General features: G+C 71.4%; 22 protein-coding genes. 14 read left to right on the top strand and 8 right to left on the bottom strand.

The genetic code is table 11. The features are described 5' to 3' along the window. Positions 1 to 2: 2 nt before the first annotated feature. The 14 genes from A9O67_RS13315 to nagZ all read left to right on the top strand — a co-directional run bounded on the left by A9O67_RS13315 (position 3) and on the right by nagZ (position 12,562). Positions 3 to 518, top strand: a complete 516-nt coding sequence (locus A9O67_RS13315; protein ID WP_068606663.1) for a hypothetical protein — start codon at positions 3 to 5, stop codon at positions 516 to 518. Continuing rightward, positions 518 to 1,150 (top strand): RNA polymerase sigma factor RpoE, encoded by a 633-nt coding sequence (rpoE, locus tag A9O67_RS01425; RefSeq protein WP_068606661.1) that lies wholly within the window; start codon positions 518 to 520, stop codon positions 1,148 to 1,150. Before A9O67_RS13315 ends, rpoE begins: the two co-directional genes overlap by 1 nt. A 37-nt stretch (positions 1,151 to 1,187) precedes the next feature. After that, entirely contained in the window at positions 1,188 to 1,814 is a 627-nt protein-coding gene (locus tag A9O67_RS01420; protein ID WP_068606659.1) for an RseA family anti-sigma factor, read from the top strand. Between the two features lie 18 nt (positions 1,815 to 1,832). Then, positions 1,833 to 2,852, top strand: coding sequence for a MucB/RseB C-terminal domain-containing protein (locus tag A9O67_RS01415; RefSeq protein ID WP_068606657.1), 1,020 nt, complete (start codon positions 1,833 to 1,835; stop codon positions 2,850 to 2,852). Positions 2,853 to 2,949: 97 nt separating this feature from the next. Next, positions 2,950 to 4,440: a DegQ family serine endoprotease gene (locus tag A9O67_RS01410; protein ID WP_068606655.1), complete on the top strand. Its 1,491-nt coding sequence runs from the start codon at positions 2,950 to 2,952 to the stop codon at positions 4,438 to 4,440. A 99-nt stretch (positions 4,441 to 4,539) separates the two neighbouring features. Next, a complete protein-coding gene (gene lepA, locus A9O67_RS01405; protein ID WP_068606653.1) occupies positions 4,540 to 6,354 on the top strand; it encodes a translation elongation factor 4 in 1,815 nt (604 codons plus the stop codon). A gap of 11 nt (positions 6,355 to 6,365) precedes the next feature. Continuing rightward, positions 6,366 to 7,334, top strand: coding sequence for a signal peptidase I (gene lepB / locus A9O67_RS01400; protein ID WP_068606720.1), 969 nt, complete (start codon positions 6,366 to 6,368; stop codon positions 7,332 to 7,334). A gap of 78 nt (positions 7,335 to 7,412) precedes the next feature. After that, the gene (locus A9O67_RS01395; protein WP_068606651.1) at positions 7,413 to 7,757 is read left to right on the top strand and encodes a DUF4845 domain-containing protein; all 345 of its coding nucleotides are present in this window, start codon (positions 7,413 to 7,415) and stop codon (positions 7,755 to 7,757) included. A gap of 15 nt (positions 7,758 to 7,772) precedes the next feature. Beyond that, positions 7,773 to 8,465: a ribonuclease III gene (gene rnc / locus A9O67_RS01390; protein ID WP_068606649.1), complete on the top strand. Its 693-nt coding sequence runs from the start codon at positions 7,773 to 7,775 to the stop codon at positions 8,463 to 8,465. Continuing rightward, positions 8,462 to 9,499 carry a GTPase Era gene (gene era / locus A9O67_RS01385; protein ID WP_068606647.1) on the top strand — a complete coding sequence of 346 codons (1,038 nt, stop codon included), beginning with the start codon at positions 8,462 to 8,464 and terminating at the stop codon, positions 9,497 to 9,499. Before rnc ends, era begins: the two co-directional genes overlap by 4 nt. 1 nt (position 9,500) lies before the next feature. Continuing rightward, the gene (recO, locus tag A9O67_RS01380; RefSeq protein ID WP_068606646.1) at positions 9,501 to 10,295 is read left to right on the top strand and encodes a DNA repair protein RecO; all 795 of its coding nucleotides are present in this window, start codon (positions 9,501 to 9,503) and stop codon (positions 10,293 to 10,295) included. Continuing rightward, entirely contained in the window at positions 10,292 to 11,080 is a 789-nt protein-coding gene (locus A9O67_RS01375; protein WP_068606644.1) for a pyridoxine 5'-phosphate synthase, read from the top strand. The genes recO and A9O67_RS01375 overlap by 4 nt, the downstream gene beginning before the upstream one ends. A gap of 4 nt (positions 11,081 to 11,084) precedes the next feature. After that, positions 11,085 to 11,480, top strand: coding sequence for a holo-ACP synthase (gene acpS, locus A9O67_RS01370; RefSeq protein ID WP_068606642.1), 396 nt, complete (start codon positions 11,085 to 11,087; stop codon positions 11,478 to 11,480). Next, positions 11,477 to 12,562, top strand: a complete 1,086-nt coding sequence (gene nagZ / locus A9O67_RS01365; RefSeq protein WP_068606640.1) for a beta-N-acetylhexosaminidase — start codon at positions 11,477 to 11,479, stop codon at positions 12,560 to 12,562. The genes acpS and nagZ overlap by 4 nt, the downstream gene beginning before the upstream one ends. A gap of 32 nt (positions 12,563 to 12,594) precedes the next feature. Here nagZ and A9O67_RS01360 read toward each other — a convergent pair whose 3' ends face one another. From A9O67_RS01360 to asd, 8 genes are all read right to left on the bottom strand, one after another. Further along, entirely contained in the window at positions 12,595 to 13,440 is an 846-nt protein-coding gene (locus tag A9O67_RS01360; protein WP_068606638.1) for a GGDEF domain-containing protein, read from the bottom strand. A 44-nt stretch (positions 13,441 to 13,484) separates the two neighbouring features. Next, complete coding sequence (gene accD, locus A9O67_RS01355) at positions 13,485 to 14,354, bottom strand: acetyl-CoA carboxylase, carboxyltransferase subunit beta (protein WP_068606637.1); 870 nt, start codon at positions 14,352 to 14,354, stop codon at positions 13,485 to 13,487. Positions 14,355 to 14,417: 63 nt separating this feature from the next. Next, complete coding sequence (gene trpA, locus A9O67_RS01350) at positions 14,418 to 15,263, bottom strand: tryptophan synthase subunit alpha (protein WP_068606635.1); 846 nt, start codon at positions 15,261 to 15,263, stop codon at positions 14,418 to 14,420. Then, positions 15,260 to 16,567, bottom strand: a complete 1,308-nt coding sequence (trpB, locus tag A9O67_RS01345) for a tryptophan synthase subunit beta (RefSeq protein WP_068606633.1) — start codon at positions 16,565 to 16,567, stop codon at positions 15,260 to 15,262. The genes trpA and trpB overlap by 4 nt, the downstream gene beginning before the upstream one ends. Before the next feature lie 49 nt (positions 16,568 to 16,616). Continuing rightward, positions 16,617 to 17,300 carry a phosphoribosylanthranilate isomerase gene (locus tag A9O67_RS01340; RefSeq protein ID WP_068606631.1) on the bottom strand — a complete coding sequence of 228 codons (684 nt, stop codon included), beginning with the start codon at positions 17,298 to 17,300 and terminating at the stop codon, positions 16,617 to 16,619. A 46-nt stretch (positions 17,301 to 17,346) separates the two neighbouring features. Beyond that, on the bottom strand, positions 17,347 to 18,135 hold the full coding sequence (gene truA / locus A9O67_RS01335; protein ID WP_068606628.1) for a tRNA pseudouridine(38-40) synthase TruA: 789 nt from the start codon (positions 18,133 to 18,135) through the stop codon (positions 17,347 to 17,349). 36 nt (positions 18,136 to 18,171) lie between these two features. Beyond that, entirely contained in the window at positions 18,172 to 20,616 is a 2,445-nt protein-coding gene (locus tag A9O67_RS01330; RefSeq protein WP_231960165.1) for a FimV/HubP family polar landmark protein, read from the bottom strand. Between the two features lie 190 nt (positions 20,617 to 20,806). After that, positions 20,807 to 21,925, bottom strand: a complete 1,119-nt coding sequence (gene asd, locus A9O67_RS01325; protein WP_068606626.1) for an aspartate-semialdehyde dehydrogenase — start codon at positions 21,923 to 21,925, stop codon at positions 20,807 to 20,809. Positions 21,926 to 21,950: the final 25 nt, after the last annotated feature.

Genomic DNA, 21,950 nt, shown 5'->3' with positions numbered 1-21,950 from the left:
CCATGGCCCGCACCGGGGCAGCCGGCATCCGCTACCCGGCCGGCTCCGCCCGGCTGGACACCTGGGCCGCCGCCCTCGGCGTGTCGAGTGGTGTGGCCATACTGGGCCTGTGGGCCTGGGCGCGGCCCGATCTGCCCGCGGCATGGTGGGGGCTGGGGGCCGGGGTGCTCGCCAGCACGCTGTGGGCGGTCTGGAGCCTGCGCCATACCCGGTACGGCGAGTTGGCGTGGCAGCCGGCGCCCGGCCCCGACGGTGCGCGCGGCGGCACCTGGCGCTGGTTCGGCGCGGCGCGGCCGTCCGGGGTGCCCTTGCTCGATGTGCGCATCGCATGGGACATCACGGATGTGCTGCTGCTGGAGGGCCGAACGCCCGACGGGCAGCGCCTGTGGTTGTGGTGCCAGCGGGCCGCCGCCGGCGACGATCCCGCGGACTGGTTGACCTTGCGCCGGGCCCTGGCGGCCGCGGCCGACCCCGAAAGGCGATCGGGTATATTCGGGCGCCCCGCGCCGACGCCATGATGGACGAAACCCGCCGCTCCCCCGACGCCGACGCCGCGCTCGTGCAGCGCGCGATCGCTGGCGACCAACGGGCGTTCGAGCTGCTGGTCATCAAATACCAGCGCCGGGTCGAGCGCCTGATCGGGCGTCTCGTGCGCGACACCGACCTCGTCCCCGACTTGGCGCAGGAAACCTTCATTCGCGCCTACCGGGCGCTGGGGCAGTTTCGGGGCGATGCGCAGTTCTACACTTGGCTGTACCGCATCGCCGTCAACACCGCCAAGAAGGCGCTGCAGGAGCTCAAGCGCGATCCGCTGGTGCTCATGAGCGCCCTGCACAACGGCGACGATGGCGATGAAACTTCCGCCCTGGAGCAGGAACTAACCGCGCAGGTGGCCGATACCGAAACCCCGGACGCGGTGCTGGCGAGCAAGGAGATCGCCCAGGCGGTGCAGGCGGCGGTGGATGCCCTGCCGACCGAGCTGGCCCAGGCGATCACGCTGCGCGAAATCGATGGTCTCAGTTACGAGGAGATCGCGCAGGCGCTCGACTGCCCGATCGGAACGGTGCGCTCGCGCATCTTCCGCGCCCGGGAGGCGATCTCGGCGCGCATCAAGCCCATGCTGGAGCGCCAGTCCGGCAAGCGTTGGTAGCGTGCCTGTGCAGGGTCACCAGATTGGATGTCCGACCATGAAGCCTGTAGCCCTATCGAACGATCCGTCCGCCGCCGACGCCGCGCGGCGGGAATGGCTGTCGGCGCTGTTCGACGGCGAATGCGGGCCGTCGCAGGCGCAGACCGCGCTCGACGGGGCCGACGCCGGCGCCGACCGGGCGGCGTGGGATGCGTACCGTTGCATCGGCGATGCCCTGCGCGCCCGCGCGGGCAGCGCCGAGGGCGGGGCGGACCCCGCCTTCGTGCGCGCCGTGATGGCGCGCGTGGCGGCCGAGCCTGCGCCGCCGCGCAGCGAGGCGCCGCCGGTCGTGGCCGACCCGCTGCCGGTCGCGGCCAACGATGCCGTTTTCCGCTGGAAGATGGTGGCGGGTGTGGCCGCACTGGCCGCCGTGGTGGCCGTCGCGTGGCAGGTGGGGGCGGTGCCGGGGGCGGTCGAGACCGCGCCGCGCATGGCCCAGGCCGAGCCGCCCCAGACCGTGACCGTCAGCCTGCCGAGTGCCCCCGCCCCGGTGGCGGGTGTGGTGGTGCGCGATCCCCAGCTCGAGGAGCTGATGGCCGCGCATCGCCAGTGGGGCGGGGCGTCGGCGCTGCAGACCAGCGCCGGTTTTCTGCGGGCGGCCAGCTACGACGTGCCGGCGCGCTGAGGCGGGGTGAAACGGTCCATGACGATGCGACACGCGTACCCCACCCGCTGGGGCCAACGCTGGGCGGGTCGGGTGGCGGCGGCCGCTTTGGGCTTGTCCGTGCTCACGGTCGGGATGCAGACCGCCCAGGCTGAGGCCCCCGAGCCCGCGGGCGACATCCAGGCCTGGATCGAGCGGCTGCACGACGCCACGCGCAACCGCGCCTACAGTGGGACGTTCGTCGTCACGCGCGGCAGCGAAATCGCGGCGGCGCGCATCGCGCACGTCTGTGACGGGCGGCAGCAGATCGAGCGCATCGAGGCGCTCAACGGGCCGGCGCGCATCATCTGGCGCCGGGACGACGAGGTCATGACCCTGCTGCCGGACAAGCAGTGGGCGGTGCGCGATCGGCGCGAGCTGCTGCGTCTGTTCCCGGGGCCCGTGCGGGTGCCGGGCATCGAAGTTGCCGGCTTTTACCGCGCGGAAGTGCGCGGCAGCGAACGGCTGGCCGGCTTCGATGCCTGGGTGGTGGAGTTTCAGCCCCGCGATGCGCTGCGCTACGGCTACCGCATCTGGTCCGAGAAGCGCACCGGCCTCGTGCTCAAACTGCAGACGCTGAAGGCCGACGGCGAGGTGCTGGAGCAGGTCGCGTTCACGGAGCTGCAGCTCGATGCGCCGTTGCGGATGGAGGTGATGGCGCGGCAGATGGACGACACGCGCGGCTACCGCATCGAGCGCCCGACACTGCGCAAAACCACACCGGAGGCCGAGGGCTGGCGCCTGAAGACCGAGGTGCCCGGGTTCCGCCCCGTCACCTGCTGGGCCCGGGCCGAGGAGCCGGCGCGGGCGCGTCCGCCGCTGCAGTGCGTTTATTCGGACGGATTGGCGTCGGTGTCGCTGTTTTTCTCGGCGGCTGACGGGCCCCCGGTGCACCGCACCCAGGCGGGGGCCACGCATGTGCTGTCGCAGCGGGTCGGCGGCTATGCGGTCACCGCGCTGGGCGAAGTGCCGCTGGCCACGCTGGAACGTTTTTTGGGCGCGCTCGAGCGCACGCGATGAGCCGTCCGCGGAACCGGCCCCGCCCAGCGGCCGGGACCCTTGTATCCGACGAGGATTCCACATGATGAACCGATCTGAACCTTCCGTGGCGGCCGGGATGCCGCAGCGGCGCCGTTCCGTGGCGCTGGCGGGTGTGTCGCTGGTGGCGGCCGTGGCCCTGCTGTGGGGCGCGGCGCAGCATGTCGTCGGCGCCCAGCCGGCGGCGGGGGCGGCCGCACCGCCCAGCACGTCGGCGGCCGCGCCACGCCTGACCGGGTTGCCGGATTTCACCGTGCTGGTCGACGAGGTCGGCCCGTCGGTCGTCAACATCCGCACGGTCGAGCGCGTGCAGCCCCGCGAGTCGGACCCGGCTGCGCCGGACGAGGACATGCGCGAGTTTTTCCGCCGCTTTGGCATTCCGCTGCCCCCCGGCGCGTTGCCGCGCGGGCCCCAGCGCCCCGACCGGGGGCCGGAGCAGCGCCAGCGCGGGGTCGGCTCCGGCTTCGTCTACAGCGCCGACGGCTTCGTCATGACCAATGCGCACGTCGTCGACGGGGCGGACGAGGTGATCGTCACGCTGCCGGACAAGCGCGAGTTCAAGGCACGCGTGGTCGGCGCCGACAAGCGCACCGACGTGGCGCTGGTCAAGATCGACGCCACGGGCCTGAAGCCCGTGCGCATCGGCGATGTCGAGCGGCTCAAGGTCGGCGAGTGGGTGATGGCGATCGGCTCGCCGTTCGGGCTGGACAACACCGTCACCGCCGGCATCGTCAGCGCCAAGCAGCGCGAGACCGGCGACTTCCTGCCGTTCATCCAGACCGATGTGGCGATCAATCCCGGCAACTCCGGCGGCCCGCTGATCAACATGCGCGGCGAGGTGGTCGGCATCAACAGCCAAATCTACTCGCGCTCGGGCGGTTTCATGGGCATCAGCTTCGCCATCCCGATCGACGAGGCGGTGCGCGTGGCCGAGCAGCTCAAGGCCAGCGGCAAGGTCACGCGCGGGCGCATCGGTGTGGCCATCGAGCCGGTGGACAAGGACGTGGCCGAGTCGCTGGGCCTGCCGCGGCCGGGCGGGGCGCTGGTGCGCGGGGTGGAGGACGGCTCGCCCGCGGCCAAGGCCGGCATCGAGCCGGGCGACATCATCCTGCGCTTCGACGGCAAGGCGATCGAGAAGTCGGCGGATCTGCCGCGCATCGTCGGCAACACCAAGCCGGGCACCCGTGCCGCGGTCGAGGTGTGGCGGCGCGGGGCGACCAAGTCCCTCACCCTCACCGTGGGCACGTTCGAGGACGAGTCGGCCGCCGCCCCGGCGACGGAGGAGCCCAAGACCGCCAAGGCCGGCCCGCTGGGCTTGACCGTGCGCGAGCTGACCGCCGCCGAGCGGCGCGAGCTGAAGGTGGCCGGCGGCGTGCGCGTCGCCGAGGTGGCGGGCCCGGCCGCGACGGCGGGCCTGCGGCCGGGCGATGTCATCGTCGGGCTGGGCAACCAGACCATCGCCAGCGTGCGCGAATTCGAGCGCGCGGTGGCCGAGTGGCCCAAGGGCCGGCCGGTGAGCCTGCTCATCCGCCGCGGCGACTGGGCGCAGTGGGTGCTGGTGCGGCCCTGAGCGGTGCCGTCCGCGGCCACGGCCGCACTGAACGCCTACAATCGCGGCTTTGAACCGATCGGGCGCGCTGCTTGGGGAGCGCGCCCTTTTTCTGTGGCCATGAAGCACATCCGCAACTTTTCCATCATCGCGCACATCGACCACGGCAAGAGCACGCTGGCCGACCGCCTGATCGCGCGCTGCGGGGGCTTGAGCGAGCGCGAGATGACCGAGCAGGTGCTCGACTCCATGGATCTGGAGAAGGAGCGCGGCATCACGATCAAGGCGCAGACCGCGGCGCTGCAGTACACCGCGCGCGACGGGCAGGTCTACAACCTGAATCTGATCGACACGCCCGGCCACGTGGACTTCTCGTACGAGGTCAGCCGCTCGCTGTCGGCGTGCGAGGGCGCGTTGCTGGTGGTGGATGCGAGCCAGGGCGTCGAGGCGCAGACGGTGGCCAACTGCTACACCGCGCTGGACCTGGGGGTCGAGGTGCTGCCGGTCCTCAACAAGATGGACCTGCCGCAGGCCGACCCCGAGCGCGCCCAGCAGGAGATCGAGGACGTCATCGGCATCGATGCCTCCGAGGCCATCCCCTGCTCGGCCAAGACCGGCATGGGCATCGACGACATTCTGGAGGCGGTGGTGGCCAAGATCCCGCCGCCGCATGGCAATCCGGATGGCCCGCTGCGGGCGATGATCATCGACTCGTGGTTCGACAACTATGTCGGCGTGGTGATGCTGGTGCGGGTGGTGGATGGCTGCCTGAACCGGGGCGACCGCATCCGGCTGATGGCCACGGGCGCACAGTACCCGTGCGAGAAGGTGGGCGTCTTCACCCCCGCCAACCAGCCGCGCGAGCGCCTGCAGGCGGGCGAGGTGGGCTATGTCATCGCCGGCATCAAAGAACTGAAGTCGGCCAAGGTGGGCGACACCATCACCTCGTTCAAGACCGCCAGCGGCGCCAACCTGGCCGCGGCCACCGAGCCGCTGCCCGGCTTCAAGGAGGTGCAGCCGCAGGTGTTTGCCGGGCTGTACCCCACCGAGGCGAGCGAATACGACCAGTTGCGCGACGCGCTGGAAAAGCTCCAGCTCAACGACGCGTCGCTGCACTTCGAGCCGGAGGTGTCGCAGGCGCTGGGCTTTGGCTTTCGCTGCGGCTTCCTTGGCCTGCTGCACATGGAGATCGTGCAGGAGCGGCTGGAGCGCGAGTTCGACCAGGACCTGATCACGACCGCGCCGAGCGTGGTGTACCAGGTGGTCAAGGGCGACGGCGAGGTGCTGATGGTGGAAAACCCCTCTCGCATGCCCGAGCCGAGCAAGATCCAGGAGATCCGCGAGCCCATCGTCACCGTGCACATCTACCTGCCGCAGGACTATGTGGGCCCGGTGATGACGCTGTGCAACGGCAAGCGCGGTGTGCAGCTCAACATGGCCTACCACGGCAAGCAGGTCATGCTGACCTACGATCTGCCGCTGGCCGAGATCGTGCTGGACTTCTTCGACAAGCTCAAATCCGTCAGCCGCGGCTACGCGTCGATGGACTACGAGTTCAAGGAGTACCGCCCCTCGGACGTGGTGAAGGTGGACATCCTGCTCAATGGCGAGAAGGTGGACGCGCTGTCGATGATCGTGCACCGCAGCCAGTCGCAGTCGCGCGCGCGGGCGGTGGTCAGCAAGATGCGCGAGATCATCAGCCGCCAGCAGTTCGACGTCGCCATCCAGGCCGCCATCGGCGCCAACATCATCGCGCGCGAGACCGTCAAGGCGCTGCGCAAGAACGTGCTGGCCAAGTGCTACGGCGGCGACATCACCCGCAAGCGCAAGCTGCTGGAAAAACAAAAGGCCGGCAAGAAGCGCATGAAGCAGATCGGCACCGTCGAGGTGCCGCAGGAGGCGTTCCTCGCCATCCTGCAGGTGGAGGAGTCATGAACGACCAGACCATGGGCGCCCTGACGGGCGTCGTCCTGGCGGCATTCGCCGGCTACGGCATCGCGTGGTATGTGGGGGCCATCGATGGCAACTTCGCGCTGCTGCTGCTGTTGGCCGTGGTGGTGACGGGCGCCTACTGGGTGGCCGAGCGCTGGGTGTTCCTGCCGCGCCGGCGGGCCGCCGCCGAGCGCGCCGTGGCCGAGGCCCGCCGCCGCCGCGAAGAGTTGGCCCGCCAGGGCATCACCGCCGATCACGGCGACCCGGAGGAGGCCCTGCGGCGCCGGTTCCTGGCCCAGCCGTGGTGGCTGGACTGGACGGCGGGGCTGTTCCCCGTCATCCTGGCGGTGTTTTTGCTGCGCTCGTTTTTGTTCGAGCCGTTCAAGATCCCCTCCGGCTCCATGATCCCGACGCTGCGCGTGGGCGACCTGATCCTGGTCAACAAATACCACTACGGCATCCGCCTGCCGGTGGTCAACACCAAGGTCGTGGACAACCACAGCCCGCAGCGCGGCGATGTCATCGTCTTTCGCTACCCGCCCCAGCCCAGCCTGGACTACATCAAACGCGTCGTCGGCGTGCCGGGTGACGAGGTGGCGTATCTGAACAAGCGGCTGTTCATCAACGGGCAGCCGGTGCCGCGCACCGCCGAGGCGGACTTTTACGATGCCGAGGCGATGCGCTACCGCAAGCAGTTCGTCGAGGAGATCGGCGGGCGGCGGGTGCACACCCTGCTGGACGACGAGCGGCCGGCCTTCATCCCGGCGGCGGCCGATTTTCCGGGGCGCGAGCACTGCCGCTACACCGTCGAGGGTGTGACCTGCCGTGTGCCCGAGGGGCACTACTTCGTCATGGGCGACAACCGCGACAACTCGCTCGACTCGCGCTACTGGGGCTTCGTGCCGGAGCGCAACATCGTCGGCAAGGCGGTGTTCGTGTGGATGAACTTCGGCGATCTGGGGCGCATCGGCGCGTTCGAATGAACGAACCCGGTTCGATTGGCGCTATCATGGCTCCGACCGTCGCCAAGGGCGGCGTTTGACGTCTGCACGGGGGTGAGCATGAAGCGGGGTCAGCTCGGGGTGACCGTCATCGGGATGGTGTTTTTCGGGATCGTGGCGGCACTGCTGATCGTGCTGGCGGCCAAGGTCGTGCCCACGGTGACCGAGTACCTGGCGATCCAAAAGGCCGTCAACCGCGCTGCGCAAAGCGGCACCACCGTTGCCGAGATCCGCAACGCCTTCGAGCGGGCCAAGACCGCCGATTACTTCGAGGCCGTCAGCGGCAAGGATCTGGAGATCAGCAAGGACGGCGACCGCATCGTCGTCGAATTCGCTTACGACAAGGAAATCCACCTCTTCGGCCCGGCGTACCTGCTGCTCAAGTACCGGGGCCGCAATTCGTGATCCATGACTGATTCTTTGGCGCCGGGGCTGGAGGCGCTGCAGCGCCGTTTGGGGCACCGCTTCCGCCAACCCGATTTGCTCGTGCGGGCGTTGACGCACCGCAGTTATTCGGCCGACCACTACGAGCGGCTGGAGTTTTTGGGCGATGCCGTGCTCGGCTTGGCGGTGTCCACGCTGCTCGTCGAGCGCCTGCCGCAGCAGGCGGAGGGCGAGCTGTCGCGCGCGCGCGCCAGCCTCGTGCGGCAAGATGCCCTGCACCGCATCGCGCTGGACCTTGGCCTGCCGGCTCTGCTGCGCCTGGGCGAGGGGGAGCAGCGCTCGGGCGGGCGCGAGCGGGCCTCCATCCTGGCCGATGCGGCCGAGGCGGTGCTGGGCGCCCTGTATCTGGATGCGGGTTTCGAGGCGGCGCAGGCCGTGGCCCGCCGCTGGTACGAGGGCGTCGAGCTGCGGCCGGGCCTGGGCAAGGACGCCAAGACGGCGTTGCAGGAGTGGCTGCAGGCCCACCGTCGGCCGCTGCCCGTCTACGAGGTGGTCGCCATTCACGGGGAGGCGCATGCCCAGACCTTCGAGGTGGCGTGCCGCGTCGAGGGCGCGGCGCCCACCACCGGGCGGGGGGCCTCGCGCCGCGCGGCCGAGCAGGCCGCCGCTGCCGTGATGTTGGACCATCTGCACACCCACGGCCTGTCCAGCCGAGTCCTCCAGCCATGACACCACCGCCCCCCGGCGCGCCATCTGCGCCATCCGCGCCCCCCGACGACGACCTCGAGGCCATGCTGGCGCGCGCCTTGGGCCGAGCTGCCGACGTCCCCACCACGTCCGAAACGGCCGAGTCGGCGTCGGCCCCAGCCGCCGCGCCGACCGGCCCGCAGCGCTGCGGCTTCATCGCCATCGTCGGCAAGCCCAATGTGGGCAAGTCCACGCTGCTCAATGCCCTGGTGGGCCACAAGGTCAGCATCACCTCGCGCAAGGCGCAGACCACCCGCCACCGCATCACCGGCATCCGCACCGAGGGGGCGACGCAGTTCGTCTTCGTGGACACGCCGGGTTTTCAGACCCGGCACGGCAACGCGCTCAATCGCGCGCTCAACAAGACCGTGCTCGGCGCGGTGGCCGATGTGGACCTGCTGCTGTTCGTGGTCGAGGCGGGGCGCTTCGACCTGGCGGACGCCAAAGTGCTGGCGCTGCTGCCCCCCGGCGTGCCGGTGATCCTGGTGGCCAACAAGCTGGACCGCGTGCACCGCCGCGTGGAGATCGCGCCCTGGCTGCGCAGCATGCAGGACCGCCACCCGTTTGCCGAGTTCTTCCCCATGTGCGCCAAGCAGCCGCGCGATGTGCAGCGCCTGCTGGCGTTGTGCGAGCGCTACCTGCCCGAGCAGCCGTGGCTGTACGACGCGGACGACCTCACCGACCGCAGCGAGCGGTTTCTGGCCGGCGAGCTGGTGCGCGAAAAGCTCTTTCGTCTGACGGGGGACGAGCTGCCCTACACCTCGACGGTCGTCGTGGACCGCTTCGAGCAGGAGGGCGAGCTGCGCCGCATCGCCGCCACCATCATCGTCGAGCGCGAGGGCCACAAGGGCATGGTCATTGGGGAGGGGGGCGAGCGCCTCAAGCGCATCGGCACCGAGGCGCGCCAGGAGCTGGAGCGCCTGTGGGGCGGCAAGGTGTTCCTGGAGCTGTGGGTCAAGGTGCGCTCCGGCTGGTCCGACGACGAGGCCCGGGTGCGCGCCTACGGTTACGAGTGACGTGGCCACACGCCAGCGGGTGCGGGTGCACGACGAGCCCGCCTTCGTGCTCCACCGCCACGACTGGAGCGAGTCCAGCCTGATCCTGGAGCTGTTCACCCGCCACCACGGCCGCGTGGTGCTGGTGGGCAAGGGGGTCAAGCGGCCCACGTCGCAGTTTCGCGCCGTGCTGCTGCCCCTGGTGCCGTTACGTGTGGATTGGTCGGGCGAGGCGGAGGTGCGCACCCTCAAGGCCGCGCAGTATGCCGGCGGCCATGTGATGCCGGCGGGCGATGCGCTGCTGGCGGGCTACTACCTGAACGAGCTGATGCTGCGCCTGATGGCGCGCGACGATCCCCACCCCGCGCTGTTCGACCCGTATGCCGCGGCGGTGCAGGCCCTGGCCCGCGGGGCCGACGTGGCGGTGACGCTGCGCGCCTTCGAGCTGCTGCTGTTGTGCCAGTTGGGCTGGTTGCCCCATCTGGCGCAGGAGGGGCTGCGCCTGCTGCCGCTGGCGGCGGCGCAGTCCTACCGGCTGCTGCCGGAGGCCGGCCTGCAGCCCAGCGGGCCGGACGATGCCGGCAGCTTACCCGGTACGCACTGGCAGGCGGTGCAGGCCGCGCTGGACGCGCCCGACCCCTGGTCCGCCCTGTGGGCGCAAGCGCCGACCCTGAGTACGGCGGCGATGCGCGTCGGCCTCGCCGGCCTGCTGCACTACCATAGTGGGGTGCGGTCCTTCCGGACCCGCGAGCTCATGCGGGCGCTGCGCCGCATCGGGCCGCGTCCCGCCCCGCCGCTGAACGACCCCTCGCCATGAGCCACCCCTCCGCCCTCGGTGCATCCCGCACGGCACTGTCCGTCAACGTCAACAAGGTGGCGCTGCTGCGCAACAGCCGCCACCTGGGCATCCCCAGCGTGACGCGGGCGGCGACGCTGTGTTTGCAGGCAGGGGCCGATGGCATCACCGTGCACCCCCGCCCGGACGAGCGGCACATCCGCTGGCACGACGTGTTCGATCTCGCGCGCCTGCTGCGCGACTGGCCCGACCGCGAGTTCAACATCGAGGGCAACCCGTTCCACAACCTGCTCGACGTCGCGCGCGAGGTGGTGCAGCAGGGTCTGCCGCTGCACCAGCTCACCTTCGTGCCGGATGCGGTGGACCAGTTCACCAGCGACCACGGTTGGCGCTTTCCCGAGGACGCGCAGCGGCTGCGGCCCGTGATCGAGCAGGCGCAGGCGCTGGGCGCGCGGGTGAGCCTGTTCATGGACCCCGATCCGGCCCAGATGGCCGGCGCCCGGGCCGTGGGCGCCGACCGCGTGGAGCTCTACACCGAGCCCTACGCCGCTGCCTGGCCCGACGCCGCCGCGCGCGCCGCCCAGTTGCAGCGCTACCGCGACGCCGCCGTGGCCGCCCAGGCGGCCGGGCTGGGCGTCAACGCGGGGCACGACCTCAACCGCGACAACCTGACCGACTTTCTGCGCGCCGTGCCGGGCGTGGCCGAGGTCTCCATCGGCCACGCCCTGATCGCCGATGCGCTGGAGCTGGGCTACGCCGCCACCGTGCAGGACTACCGGCGCTGCATCGCGGCTGCTGCGGGCTGAGCCCATGATCTACGGCGTGGGCACCGATCTGTGCGATGTGCGCCGCATCGCCGCCGCCCTGGAGCGGCACGGCGATCGCTTTGCGCAGCGTGTGCTGGCCGAGGGCGAGCTGGCCCTGTGGCACGAGCGGCGCGCGCGCTGGCCCGAGCGGGGCGTGCGTTTCGTGGCGACGCGCTTTTCGGCCAAGGAGGCGTTCAGCAAGGCCATCGGCCTGGGCCTGCGCGCGCCCATGACCTGGCGCGACTGCGAGGTGATCCGGCGGCCGAGCGGTCAGCCCGCCTTCCGCCTGCACGGGGCGCTGCTGGCGTGGTGCACCGAGCGGCGATTGCGCGCCCACCTGAGCGTGACCGACGAATCCGACTATGCCGCCAGCTTCGTGGTGGTGGAGCAAGACCCATGACCCTGCATGCCCCCCTCGTCATCGACGTCGCCGGCACCCGCCTGACCGACGCCGACCGCGCCCGCCTGAGCCACCCGCTGGTCGGCGGGGCGATCCTGTTCGCGCGCAACTGGCGCGATCGGGCGCAGTTGCAGCGTCTGTGCGCCCAGATCAAGCGGGTGCGCCGCGACCTGCTCATCGCCGTGGACCACGAGGGCGGGCGCGTGCAGCGTTTTCGCACCGATGGCTTCACCCACCTGCCGCCGATGCGCGACTTCGGCCGCCTGTGGCGCGAGGCGCCCGAGACGCGCCCCGGCGAGGCCGCGCTGGCCGCCTGCAATGCGGCGACGGCCGCGGGCTATGTGCTCGGGGCCGAGCTGCGTGCCTGTGGCGTGGACTTGAGCTTTGCGCCGGTGCTGGACCTGGATTACGGGCGCAGCGAGGTGATCGGCGACCGCGCCTTCGACGGCGATGCCCGCGTCGTGACGGCGCTGGCGCAGGCCCTGATGCACGGGCTGCGCCTGGCCGGCATGGCCAACTGCGGCAAGCATTTTCCCGGTCACGGCTGGGCCGAGGCCGACTCGCACGTGGACCTGCCGGTGGACGATCGGCCGCAGGAGGCGATTCTGACCGACGACGCCGCGCCCTACGGGTGGCTGAGTGCGTCGCTGGCGGCCGTGATGCCCGCACACGTCGTGTACCCGCAGGTGGACGCGCGGCCGGCGGGATTCTCGCGCCGCTGGTTGCGCGACATCCTGCGCGAGGGGCTGGGCTTTACCGGCGCCGTGTTCAGCGACGACCTCAGCATGGCCGGTGCGCGCGTGCTGGACGGCCGCGACGTCACCCCCACCGAGGCGGCGCTGGCCGCGCTGGAGGCCGGCTGCGACTTGGTGCTGCTGTGCAACCAGAGCACCGTGGACGGCGGCGAGCCGATCGACGACCTGATCGAGGGCCTGAGCCGTGCCCTCATCGAGGGCCGCTGGGTGCCGGACGAAACCGCCGACGCCCGCCGGCGCGCGCTGCTGCCCACGGCCCCCGCGCCGGACTGGGACGCCCTGATGGCCGATCCCCGCTACCAGCACGCGCTGGAACTGCTGCCCTGACGGGGGCCGTGCTCGCCGGGGCGGCCGCCGCCTCAGGCCGGGACCGGATCGGCCCGGAACCCGCCGGCAGGATCGAGGCACACGACGCGGTTGCGCCCGCCGGCCTTGGCCTCGTACATGGCCGCATCGGCCCGGCGCAGCAGGTCCGACAGGGTGGTGTCGTCGTCCGTCGCCATGGCCAGGCCGACGCTGATGGTCGGGCGGATGGTTACGCCCGGCAGCGGGATGGCCAGTGCGGCGGTGGCCGAGCGCAGCCGCTCGGCCAGATCGCGCGCCTGGGCGAGCTGGGTGTCGGGCAGCACGAGCGCGAACTCCTCCCCGCCCAGGCGGCCAAAGCAATCGCCGGCGCGCACATGCTGCGCACAGGTCCCGACCACCGCCACCAGCACCTCGTCGCCGCCCAGGTGCCCGTGCTGGTCGTTGATGCGTTTGAAGTGGTCCAGGTCGATGATCAGCAGCGCCAGCGGCTCGCCGCTGCGGTGGCGCTGCTGGAGCAGCCGCGCGCCGGTCTCCAGCAGATAGCGGCGGTTGATGAGCCCGGTCAGCGCGTCGCGCGTGGCCTGCGAGTGCAGCTCCTGGATGAGCTGCTCGTTGCGCTGGCGCAGCTCGATCGCCTCGGTGATGCGGTTGGCCCAGCGGCGCTCCTCGCTCGGCGGCGGGTCGGCCCGTTTGAAGCGCCGGTACACCCACAGATAGTGCGCGATGATGAGCAGCTCGAGCACCAGCCAGCCCAGCGCCCACGGCGTGGGCACCCAGTGCGACAACAGCAGCGCCGTGATGATCGCCAGCACCGGCGCCACATACCGGTCGTGGCGATGCACATCCACGTACAGGTGCAACTGGGCCAGCCGCACACGGGCACGCGGATCGGCGACCATCCGGGGGGCTCGGCGCAAGGGGGCGAGGGGCCGACGCCGCGGCGTCAGGCCACCGCGTCGGCGCTCTGGCGCTGCAGCATCGCCAGGACGTTGGCCACGGTGCCGCGCAGCTCGCGCCGGTCGCAGATGAAGTCCACCGCGCCTTTGCTCTGCAGAAACTCCGCGCGCTGGAAGCCCTCCGGCAGCTTGACGCGCACGGTGTTTTCGATCACGCGCGGGCCGGCAAAGCCGATGAGCGCCTTGGGCTCGGCGATGACCACGTCGCCCATGAAGGCGAAGCCCGCCGACACGCCGCCCATGGTGGGGTCGGTGAGCACGCTGATGTAGGGCAGGCGCTTCTTGGCCAGCCGGGTCAGCGCCGCGTTGGTCTTGGCCATTTGCATCAGGGACAGCAGCCCTTCCTGCATGCGCGCGCCGCCCGTGGCGGTGAAGCAGATGAAGGGCACCTTCTGTTCGATGGCGTTTTCGACACCACGCACGAAGCGCTCGCCGACCACCGAGCCCATCGAGCCGCCCATGAAGTCGAACTCGAAGCAGGCCGCCACCACCGGCAGGGTGTGCACCGCGCCGCCCATGACGATCAGCGCGTCGGTCTCGCCGGTGGCCTCCAGCGCCTCTTTCAGGCGCTCGGGGTACTTGCGGCTGTCCTTGAACTTCAGCGCATCGACCGGCAGCACCTCCTGCCCGATCTCGTAGCGGCCCTCGGGGTCGAGGAAGGCGTCCAGCCGCGCGCGCGCGCCGATGCGGTGGTGGTGTGCGCAGTGCGGGCAGACGTTGAGGTTTTTCTCGAGGTCGGTCTTGTAGAGCACGGCCTCGCAGCTCGGGCACTTGATCCACAGACCCTCGGGGATGCTGCGCCGCTGGGCGCCCGCCGGGGCGATCTTGGGCGGCAGCAGTTTTTCCAGCCAGGACATGGCAACTCCTTGCAATGGCGGCACGGCAGGCCCGCAGGGCCCGCCACGCCGGGGCGAGGGCGATTATGCGACAGCCGCGGCGGACCGGGCGGGCAGGGCGTCCAGCGCCGTGCGGATCTCGCGCAGGAAGGCCGCGGCAACCTCGGGCGCACGCTCGGGCGGTTCGTTCTCGATCAACTGAATGAGGCGGGTGCCGATCACCACCGCATCGGCGCTGCGGCCCACGGCCTGGGCGCTGGCCGCATCGCGGATGCCGAAGCCGACCCCCACCGGGATGGACACATGCGCGCGAATGCGCGGCAGCATCGCCTCCACCGCCGCGGTGTCCAGGTGGCCGGCCCCCGTGACGCCCTTGAGCGAGACGTAGTACACATAGCCGCTGGCCAGCCGGCCGACTTGCGCCATGCGCGCGTCGGTACTGGTCGGCGCGAGCAGAAAGATCAGGTCCAGCCCGTGCGCGCGCAGCGTGGCGGCAAAGGCCTCGCATTCCTCGGGCGGGTAGTCCACCACCAGCACGCCGTCCACGCCCGCGGCGGCCGCCTCGCGCGCAAAGCTGCCAGCGCCGTGCCGGTGTTCCCAGGCCTCGATGGGGTTGGCGTAGCCCATCAGCACCACCGGCGTGGTGATGTCGCGGGTGCGGAAGTCGCGCACCATCTGCAGCACCTGCGCCAGGCCCACGCCCGCGGCCAGCGCGCGCTCGCCGGCGCGCTGGATCACGGGGCCGTCGGCCATCGGGTCCGAAAATGGCACGCCCAGCTCGATCACATCGGCCCCGGCGGCCACCAGGGCGTGCATCAGCCCGGGCGTCGCATCGGGTTGCGGAAAACCCGCGGTGACGAAGGGGATCAACGCCCGGCGCCCCTGGGCGCGCAGGCGGTCGAAGGTGGCGGCAAGGCAGTGCGGGCTCATCGGGCGGCTCCCGGCGTCAGGGTGAGGGGCTGCTCGGCGGTCTTGACGGTCTGTCCCCGGCAGCTCGGGCGGCAGTAGAAATCCGCCTGCGACAAATCGGCCACGGTGCCAATGTCCTTGTCGCCGCGTCCGGAGAGGTTGACCAGCAGCGACTGGTCGGGGCGCATCGCCGGCGCCAGCTTCATGGCGTAGGCCACGGCATGGCTGGACTCCAGCGCGGGGATGATGCCTTCGGTGCGGCACAGGCGATGGAAGGCCTCCAGCGCCTCGCCGTCAGTGACGCCCACGTATTCGGCGCGGCCGCTGTCCTTCAGCCAGGCGTGCTCGGGGCCGACGCCGGGGTAGTCCAGGCCGGCGCTGACGGAGTGCGTCTCGGTGATCTGGCCGTCGGCGTTTTGCAGCACGTAGGTGCGGTTGCCGTGCAGCACGCCAGGCACGCCGCGCTGCAGCGACGCAGCGTGGCGGCCGCTGTCCAGGCCGCTGCCGGCCGCTTCCACGCCGATCAGGCGCACCCGCTCGTGGGGGATGTAGGGGTAGAAGATGCCCATGGCGTTGCTGCCGCCGCCGACGCAGGCGATCACCGCGTCCGGCTGCGCCTGCGCGCCGTTGCCGGGCAGGCCCAGGTCGGCCAGCATCTCGGGCATCTGGCGCAGGCATTCCTCGCCGATCACGCTCTGGAAGTCGCGCACCATCATGGGGTAGGGGTGCGGCCCGGCGACGGTGCCGATGATGTAGAAGGTGTTTTCGACGTTCGTGACCCAGTCGCGCAGCGCCTCGTTGAGCGCGTCCTTCAGCGTCTTGCTGCCGGACTCCACCGGCACCACGGTGGCGCCGAGCAGCTTCATGCGGTAGACGTTGGGGCTTTGGCGCTTGACGTCCTCGCTGCCCATGTAGACCACGCATTCCAGCCCGTAGCGCGCGCAGATGGTCGCGGTGGCCACGCCGTGCTGGCCGGCACCGGTCTCGGCGATCACGCGCGGCTTGCCCATGCGCCGCGCCAGCATCGCCTGGCCGACGACGTTGTTGATCTTGTGCGCGCCGGTGTGGTTGAGGTCCTCGCGCTTGAGGAAGATTTGCGCCCCGCCCAGCTCGCGGCTCAGGCGCTGGGCGTGGTAGATGGGCGAGGGGCGGCCGACGAAGTGCGCCAGCTCGTAGCGGAATTCGCGCTGGAAGTCGGGATCCTGGCGGTAGCGGTCGTAGGCGGTGCGCAGCTCGGCGATGGCATGCGTCAGCGTCTCGCTGACGAAGCTGCCGCCGTACGGGCCGAAGTGGCCCTGGGCGTCGGGATAGGCGTAAGCGGACATGGGGCTCCAATCCTGGGGGCGGACGGTAACCCGCGCGCGGCGGGGCCCGTCAGGGGTGGGGAGGGTCGGTCGGCGTCAGATCGGCGCGGCGCACCGCGGCGATGAACGCCTCGACGCGGGCCGGATCCTTGATGCCCTTGGCGGCTTCGACGCCGGAGGAGACGTCAACCGCCCACGGGCGCACCAAACGGACGCCATCGGTCACATTTGCGGGTGTGAGTCCACCAGACAAAACGACCCGATCGGCGGCGTTGAGTCGAGGGTGTGACCACGGGAAGGCTGTCCAGTCGAAGGGTTGTCCGCCACCGCCATAGCCGGGGACGTGCGCATCGATCAGCACGGCCCGCGCGGCGGCAAAACGCTGCGCGTATTCTAGGAGATCGAAGCCGGCGGCGCCAGCGCCGACCGGGACGCGCGCGGCCCGCATCCAGGGCCGGGGGCCGGCCAGGGCCGCGCATTGGTCCGGCGTTTCGTCGCCGTGGAACTGCAGCAGCGCGTTCGGTACCGCCTCCAGACCGGCGGCCACCTCGTCCGCCGTGGCGTTGACGAACAGCAGCACCGGCGTGACGAAGGCGGGCAGGCGGCGCGCCAGTTCGGCGGCGCGCCGGACGCTGACGTGGCGAGGGCTGGCCGAATAGAGCACGAAGCCGATCGCGTCCGCGCCGGCAGCGGCGGCGTGGTCCACATCGGCTTCGCGCGTCAGGCCGCAGATTTTGATGCGGGTGCGTCGCATGGCGGGGCGGGATGGGGCGCGCAGGTGCGGCCCGGGTGGGGGGCGTTCACAGGGGCAGCCAGTCGAAGGCCGGGGTGTGCCGCGGCAGCCCGAGGTCGGCATCGTACACGGGGCCCAGAAAGTACAGCCCGTCCGGTGCGAAGGTCGGCGCGGCGATCTCGCGGTTGCGCGCATCGCGCACGGTCGCCATCCAATCGGGTGGGCGCAACCCCTGGCCGACGGCGATCAGGCACCCCATGATGTTGCGGATCATGTGGTGCAAAAAGGCGTTGGCCTCGAAATCGAAGCGCCAGTAGGGACCGCGGCGGCCGATGTCGATGCGGTACAGGTGCTTGACGGGCGACAGCGCCTGGCACTGCGCGGCGCGAAACGAGCTGAAGTCGTGCTCGCCGAGCAGGTGGTGCGCGGCGCGTTGCATGGGCTCGAGCGCCAGCGGGCGAAACACCCAGCCCACGCGCCCGGCTTCGACGCTGGGGCGCACGGGCGACTCCAGCAGCACATAGGCATAGCGGCGCGAGCGGGCGCTGTTGCGGGCGTGGAAGGTGGCGGCCACGGGCAGTGCCCACTGCACCGCGATGTCGTCGGGCAGATAGCGGTTGGTGCCCCGCACCCACGAGTTCATGGCCCGCTCGACCGGGGCATCGAAATGCACTACCTGGTTCAGGCCGTGCACCCCCGCATCGGTGCGGCCGGCGCACAGGGTGGCGATGGTGGGCACGTCGGCAAAGGTGGCCAGCGCCCGCTCCAGCCGGTCCTGCACGGTTTGCCCTCCGGGCTGGCTTTGCCAGCCCTGGTAGGCAGTGCCCAGATAGCTCACCCCCAGCGCTATGCGCATCGCTCGATCGCTGCCGTGCTCGCGTGGCGGGCGGCGTCAGGCCAGCTGCGCCAGGAAGGCGCGGGCGCGTTCCTGCAGCTCGCCGCTGGCCTCGGCGACGACTTCCTCGGCCAGGGTGCGCGCACCGTCCACGTCGCCGATGGCCTCGAACTCGCGCGCCAGCGACAGCTTGGTTTCCAGCGGGTCGTTTTCCCCGAGTCCCTCGGTGATCTCCAGGCTCGACAGGTCGTCGGCCGGCGCCTCGTCGGCGGGCGCGGCCGCGCTGGCTGGCTCCGCGCGGGGTGGTTCGTCCGTGGGCAGATCGAGCGACAGGCCATCCAGCTCTGGCGGCAGTCCCGGCGCGGCGGCCCCGGTTGGCGGGGGCGATGCGTCGTCGGGTTCCGGTGTCGGGGCTTCTGCGGTCAGGTCGAGGTCGAAGTCCAGGTCGTCCGCGGGCGGGGCGGCGGCGGTGGCCGGCGCGCTGGCGGGTTCGGCCGCCGAGGTGTCGAAGGTCAGGTCCAGCTCGGGCACGATGTCGGCGTCCGGCGTGGCTGTGCCCGCCAAGCCAGCGGCCCCGGCTGCCATCGTTCCCGCCGCGGCCGCTGCGCCGCCGGCACCCGCGGGGCGGTAGAGCGGATTGTCGGGGTCGAGGGTCATGCCCAGCTCGCAGGCGCGCTGCCACTCGGGGCCCTGGCCCTGGGTCAGGGCGTGCAGCTCGCGCGCGGCGGCCTCGAAGCGGGCCGCATCCGGCCGCTGCGCATAAATCTCCAGCAGCTTGAGCCGCACCGGCAGCCGGTCGGGGTGCAGTCGCAGCGCCTCGAGCAGGATTTCTTCGGCCTGCTGGTCGCGGCCGTAGGCCAGGTACACATCGGCCTCGGCCACGGGGTCGACATCGCCACCGGCGTCGAGCTGGCTGGGCGAGTACATCATCGACGACACCGGGGCCTCGTCGTCGGTGTCCACGGTTTGGCCCACCGCATCGACATGCGGTTCGGCCGGCTGATCGTTGCCCGCCTGCCGCTGGCGTTGCCGCACGCGCCACCACGCCAGCACGGCCAACAGCACGGCCACACCACCGGCCGCCGGAAGGGTCAGCGGATGGGCCAGCAGGGTGCCCACCACGCCGGCTTCGGGCGGGGTGGGGGCCGGTGCCGGCACAGGTGCGGGGGGGGGCGGGGCCGCCGGCGCAGGGGGGGCGGGGGGTTCCGCCGGCGGGGCGGGCGGTGCCGGTGGCGACGCGGGCACCTGGGGGCCGGCTCCGTCGCCCGCGGTGGCCGCCGTGGCCGCGCCGGTCGCAGGGGCCGTGGTGGGTGCGCTGGCTGGGGCCGACGCCGCCTGGCGCAGTTGCTCCAGCTCTTGCAGGTTGCGGTTCAGCTCGGCGACGCGCTGCTCGGTCTCGCCGCGCTGGCGTGCTTCGGCGATCTGGGCCTCGGCCGGTGCCGGGGCACCGGGCTTGGTCAGGGTGAGCTTGTCCTGGGCGCTGGCTTGCGGTTTGTCTTCGGCCACGGCCGCCTGCACGGCGCCGGTCGCCGTGCGCGAGGCCGGGGGCGCCTCCTGCGCCGGGGCGGCGGCAGCCAGACGCCGGCGGTATTCGTTGAAGTCCCGCGTCTGCGCGGCGACGATGCGGCGCGCTTCTTGCGGATCGACGGCGGCCGCCCCCGCAGTGTCCGGCAGATCGATGACCGCGCCCGCGCGCACCAGGTTGATGTTGTTGCGGATGAAGGCCTGGGGATTGGCACGCAGCAGCGCGACGAGCATCTGCTCCAGCGTGACGTCGGCCGGCTTGTGCTCCGCGGCGATGCGACCGGCCGTTTCCCCCGGTTTGACGGTGATTTGCTTGGGCGCGGTGGCGGTCTGGGCGGCGGGCCGGTCGGTCGGCGCAGCGCGCGGGGGCGTGCCGGGGGCCGCCGCCGACGGCTGGGCAGGGGGCACCGGTTGCGCCGGCCGCACGTCTGTCACGATGGGGGCGGCCGGGGTAGGGGGCGCGGCCGTGACGGCCGGTGCCACCGGGGTGGGCGGGCGCAGGTTGGGCGGATCGAACAGCAGGGTGTAGCTGCGCAGCAGTTCGCCGCCCGCCCAGCGGGCCTGCACCACCAGATCGAGGAAAGGCTCGGACACCGGACGGGCGCTGCGCACCACGATGACCGTGCGCCCGTCCGTGCGCCGCTGCACCTCCAGCGACACGTCCTGCAGCAGGGCGTTGAATTCCAGATTGGCGGCGCGAAAACGCTCCGCCGGTGCAATGCCGACCTGCAGGCTGACGGCCTCGGCGTCGGTGATGGCGGGCACCTCGATTTCGGCGCGCAGCGGCTCGCCCAGTTGCGACTGGACCGCCACGCGACCCAGCGCCAGGGCCCACGCATTGCCCGCCAGGGTCGAGGCCAGTGCCGCCGCCAAGGCGATGCCCCGCCAAGCACCGCCCGCACACCACCCCCCGCCGCCAGCCGGGCGGCCGACGGTCGGCAGGGATGGCGGGCGCGGGGAGGAGCGGGGTTTCGGCACAGGGATCCTTTGTGGGCGCATCACGGAAGCGGCGTCAAAACACCTTAGCATCAATGTGTTACGGCGACAAGCTGACGGCGTGCCGCAACCGCCGCGCGCCACCCGTCGCCCTCCCGCCGATCCGCAGGGCGTTGCAGTCGAGCAACGCCCTGTGGGCCAGGCGCACCGGGATGCCCCGACTATACCGCCGTCAGGCCCCGAGCAGGATGCGCAGCATGCGGCGCAGCGGCTCGGCCGCGCCCCACAGCAGCTGGTCGCCGATCACGAAGGCCGAGACGTACTCCGGCCCCATGTTGAGCTTGCGCACGCGGCCCACGCCCACCTGCAGTCCGCCGGTGATGGCCGCCGGGGTCAGCTCCTTGACGGTGAGGGCGCGGTCGTTCGGCACCCACTTGACCCAGGGGTTGCCGCTCTTGATGATGGCCTCGATCTCCTCCAGCGGCAGGTCGCGCTTGAGCTTGAGCGTCAGCGCCAGGCTGTGGCAGCGCATGGCGCCGATGCGCACGCACAGGCCATCGACGGGGATGGTCTGCTCGGTGCCCAGGATCTTGTTGACCTCCGCCTGGCCCTTCCACTCCTCCTTGGACTGGCCGTTGGGCAGCTGCACGTCGATCCAGGGGATGAGGCTGCCGGCCAGCGGCGCGCCGAAGAACTCGGTCGGCACGTCCTCGCGGATCGCCTGCGCGACTTTGCGATCGATCTCCAGGATCGCCGAGGCGGGGTCGGCCAGCAGGTCAGCCACCGCGCCGTGGATCACGCCCATGCCCTTGAGCAGCTCGCGCATGTTGTTGGCGCCGGCGCCGCTGGCGGCCTGGTAGGTCATGGAGCTGACCCACTCCACCAGGTTCTCGCGGAACAGGCCGCCCAGCCCCATCAGCAGGATGGAGTTGGTGCAGTTGCCGCCGATCCAGTTGCGGCCACCGGCGGCCAGCGCCTTGCGGATGACGTGCGCGTTGACCGGGTCGAGGACGATGACCGCGTCCGGCTCCATGCGCAGCGCGCTGGCCGCGTCGATCCAGTGCCCCTGCCAGCCGGCGGCGCGCAGCTTGGGGAACACTTCCTTGGTGTAGTCGCCGCCCTGGCAGGTGATGACGATGTCGCACTCGGCCAGCGCGGCCAGGTCGTGCGCGTCGCGCAGCGTCTTGTGCGCCTTGGCCTGCGCCGGGGCGGGGCCGCCGGCGTTGGAGGTCGAGAAGAAGATCGGCTCGATCAGGTCGAAGTCGCCTTCGGCGATCATGCGGTCCATCAGGACCGAGCCGACCATGCCGCGCCAGCCGACCAGGCCGACCTTGTTGCCAACGTTGCTCATCGCGTGTGCCCTTTCAGTAGAGGAA

The sequence above is a fragment of the Tepidimonas fonticaldi genome, from assembly GCF_001675355.1.
In the GTDB taxonomy this organism is placed as follows: Bacteria; Pseudomonadota; Gammaproteobacteria; order Burkholderiales; family Burkholderiaceae_C; genus Tepidimonas; species Tepidimonas fonticaldi.
The sequence above is the reverse complement of the archived record's forward strand: the minus strand, read 5'-3'. Positions and strand labels throughout refer to the sequence as shown.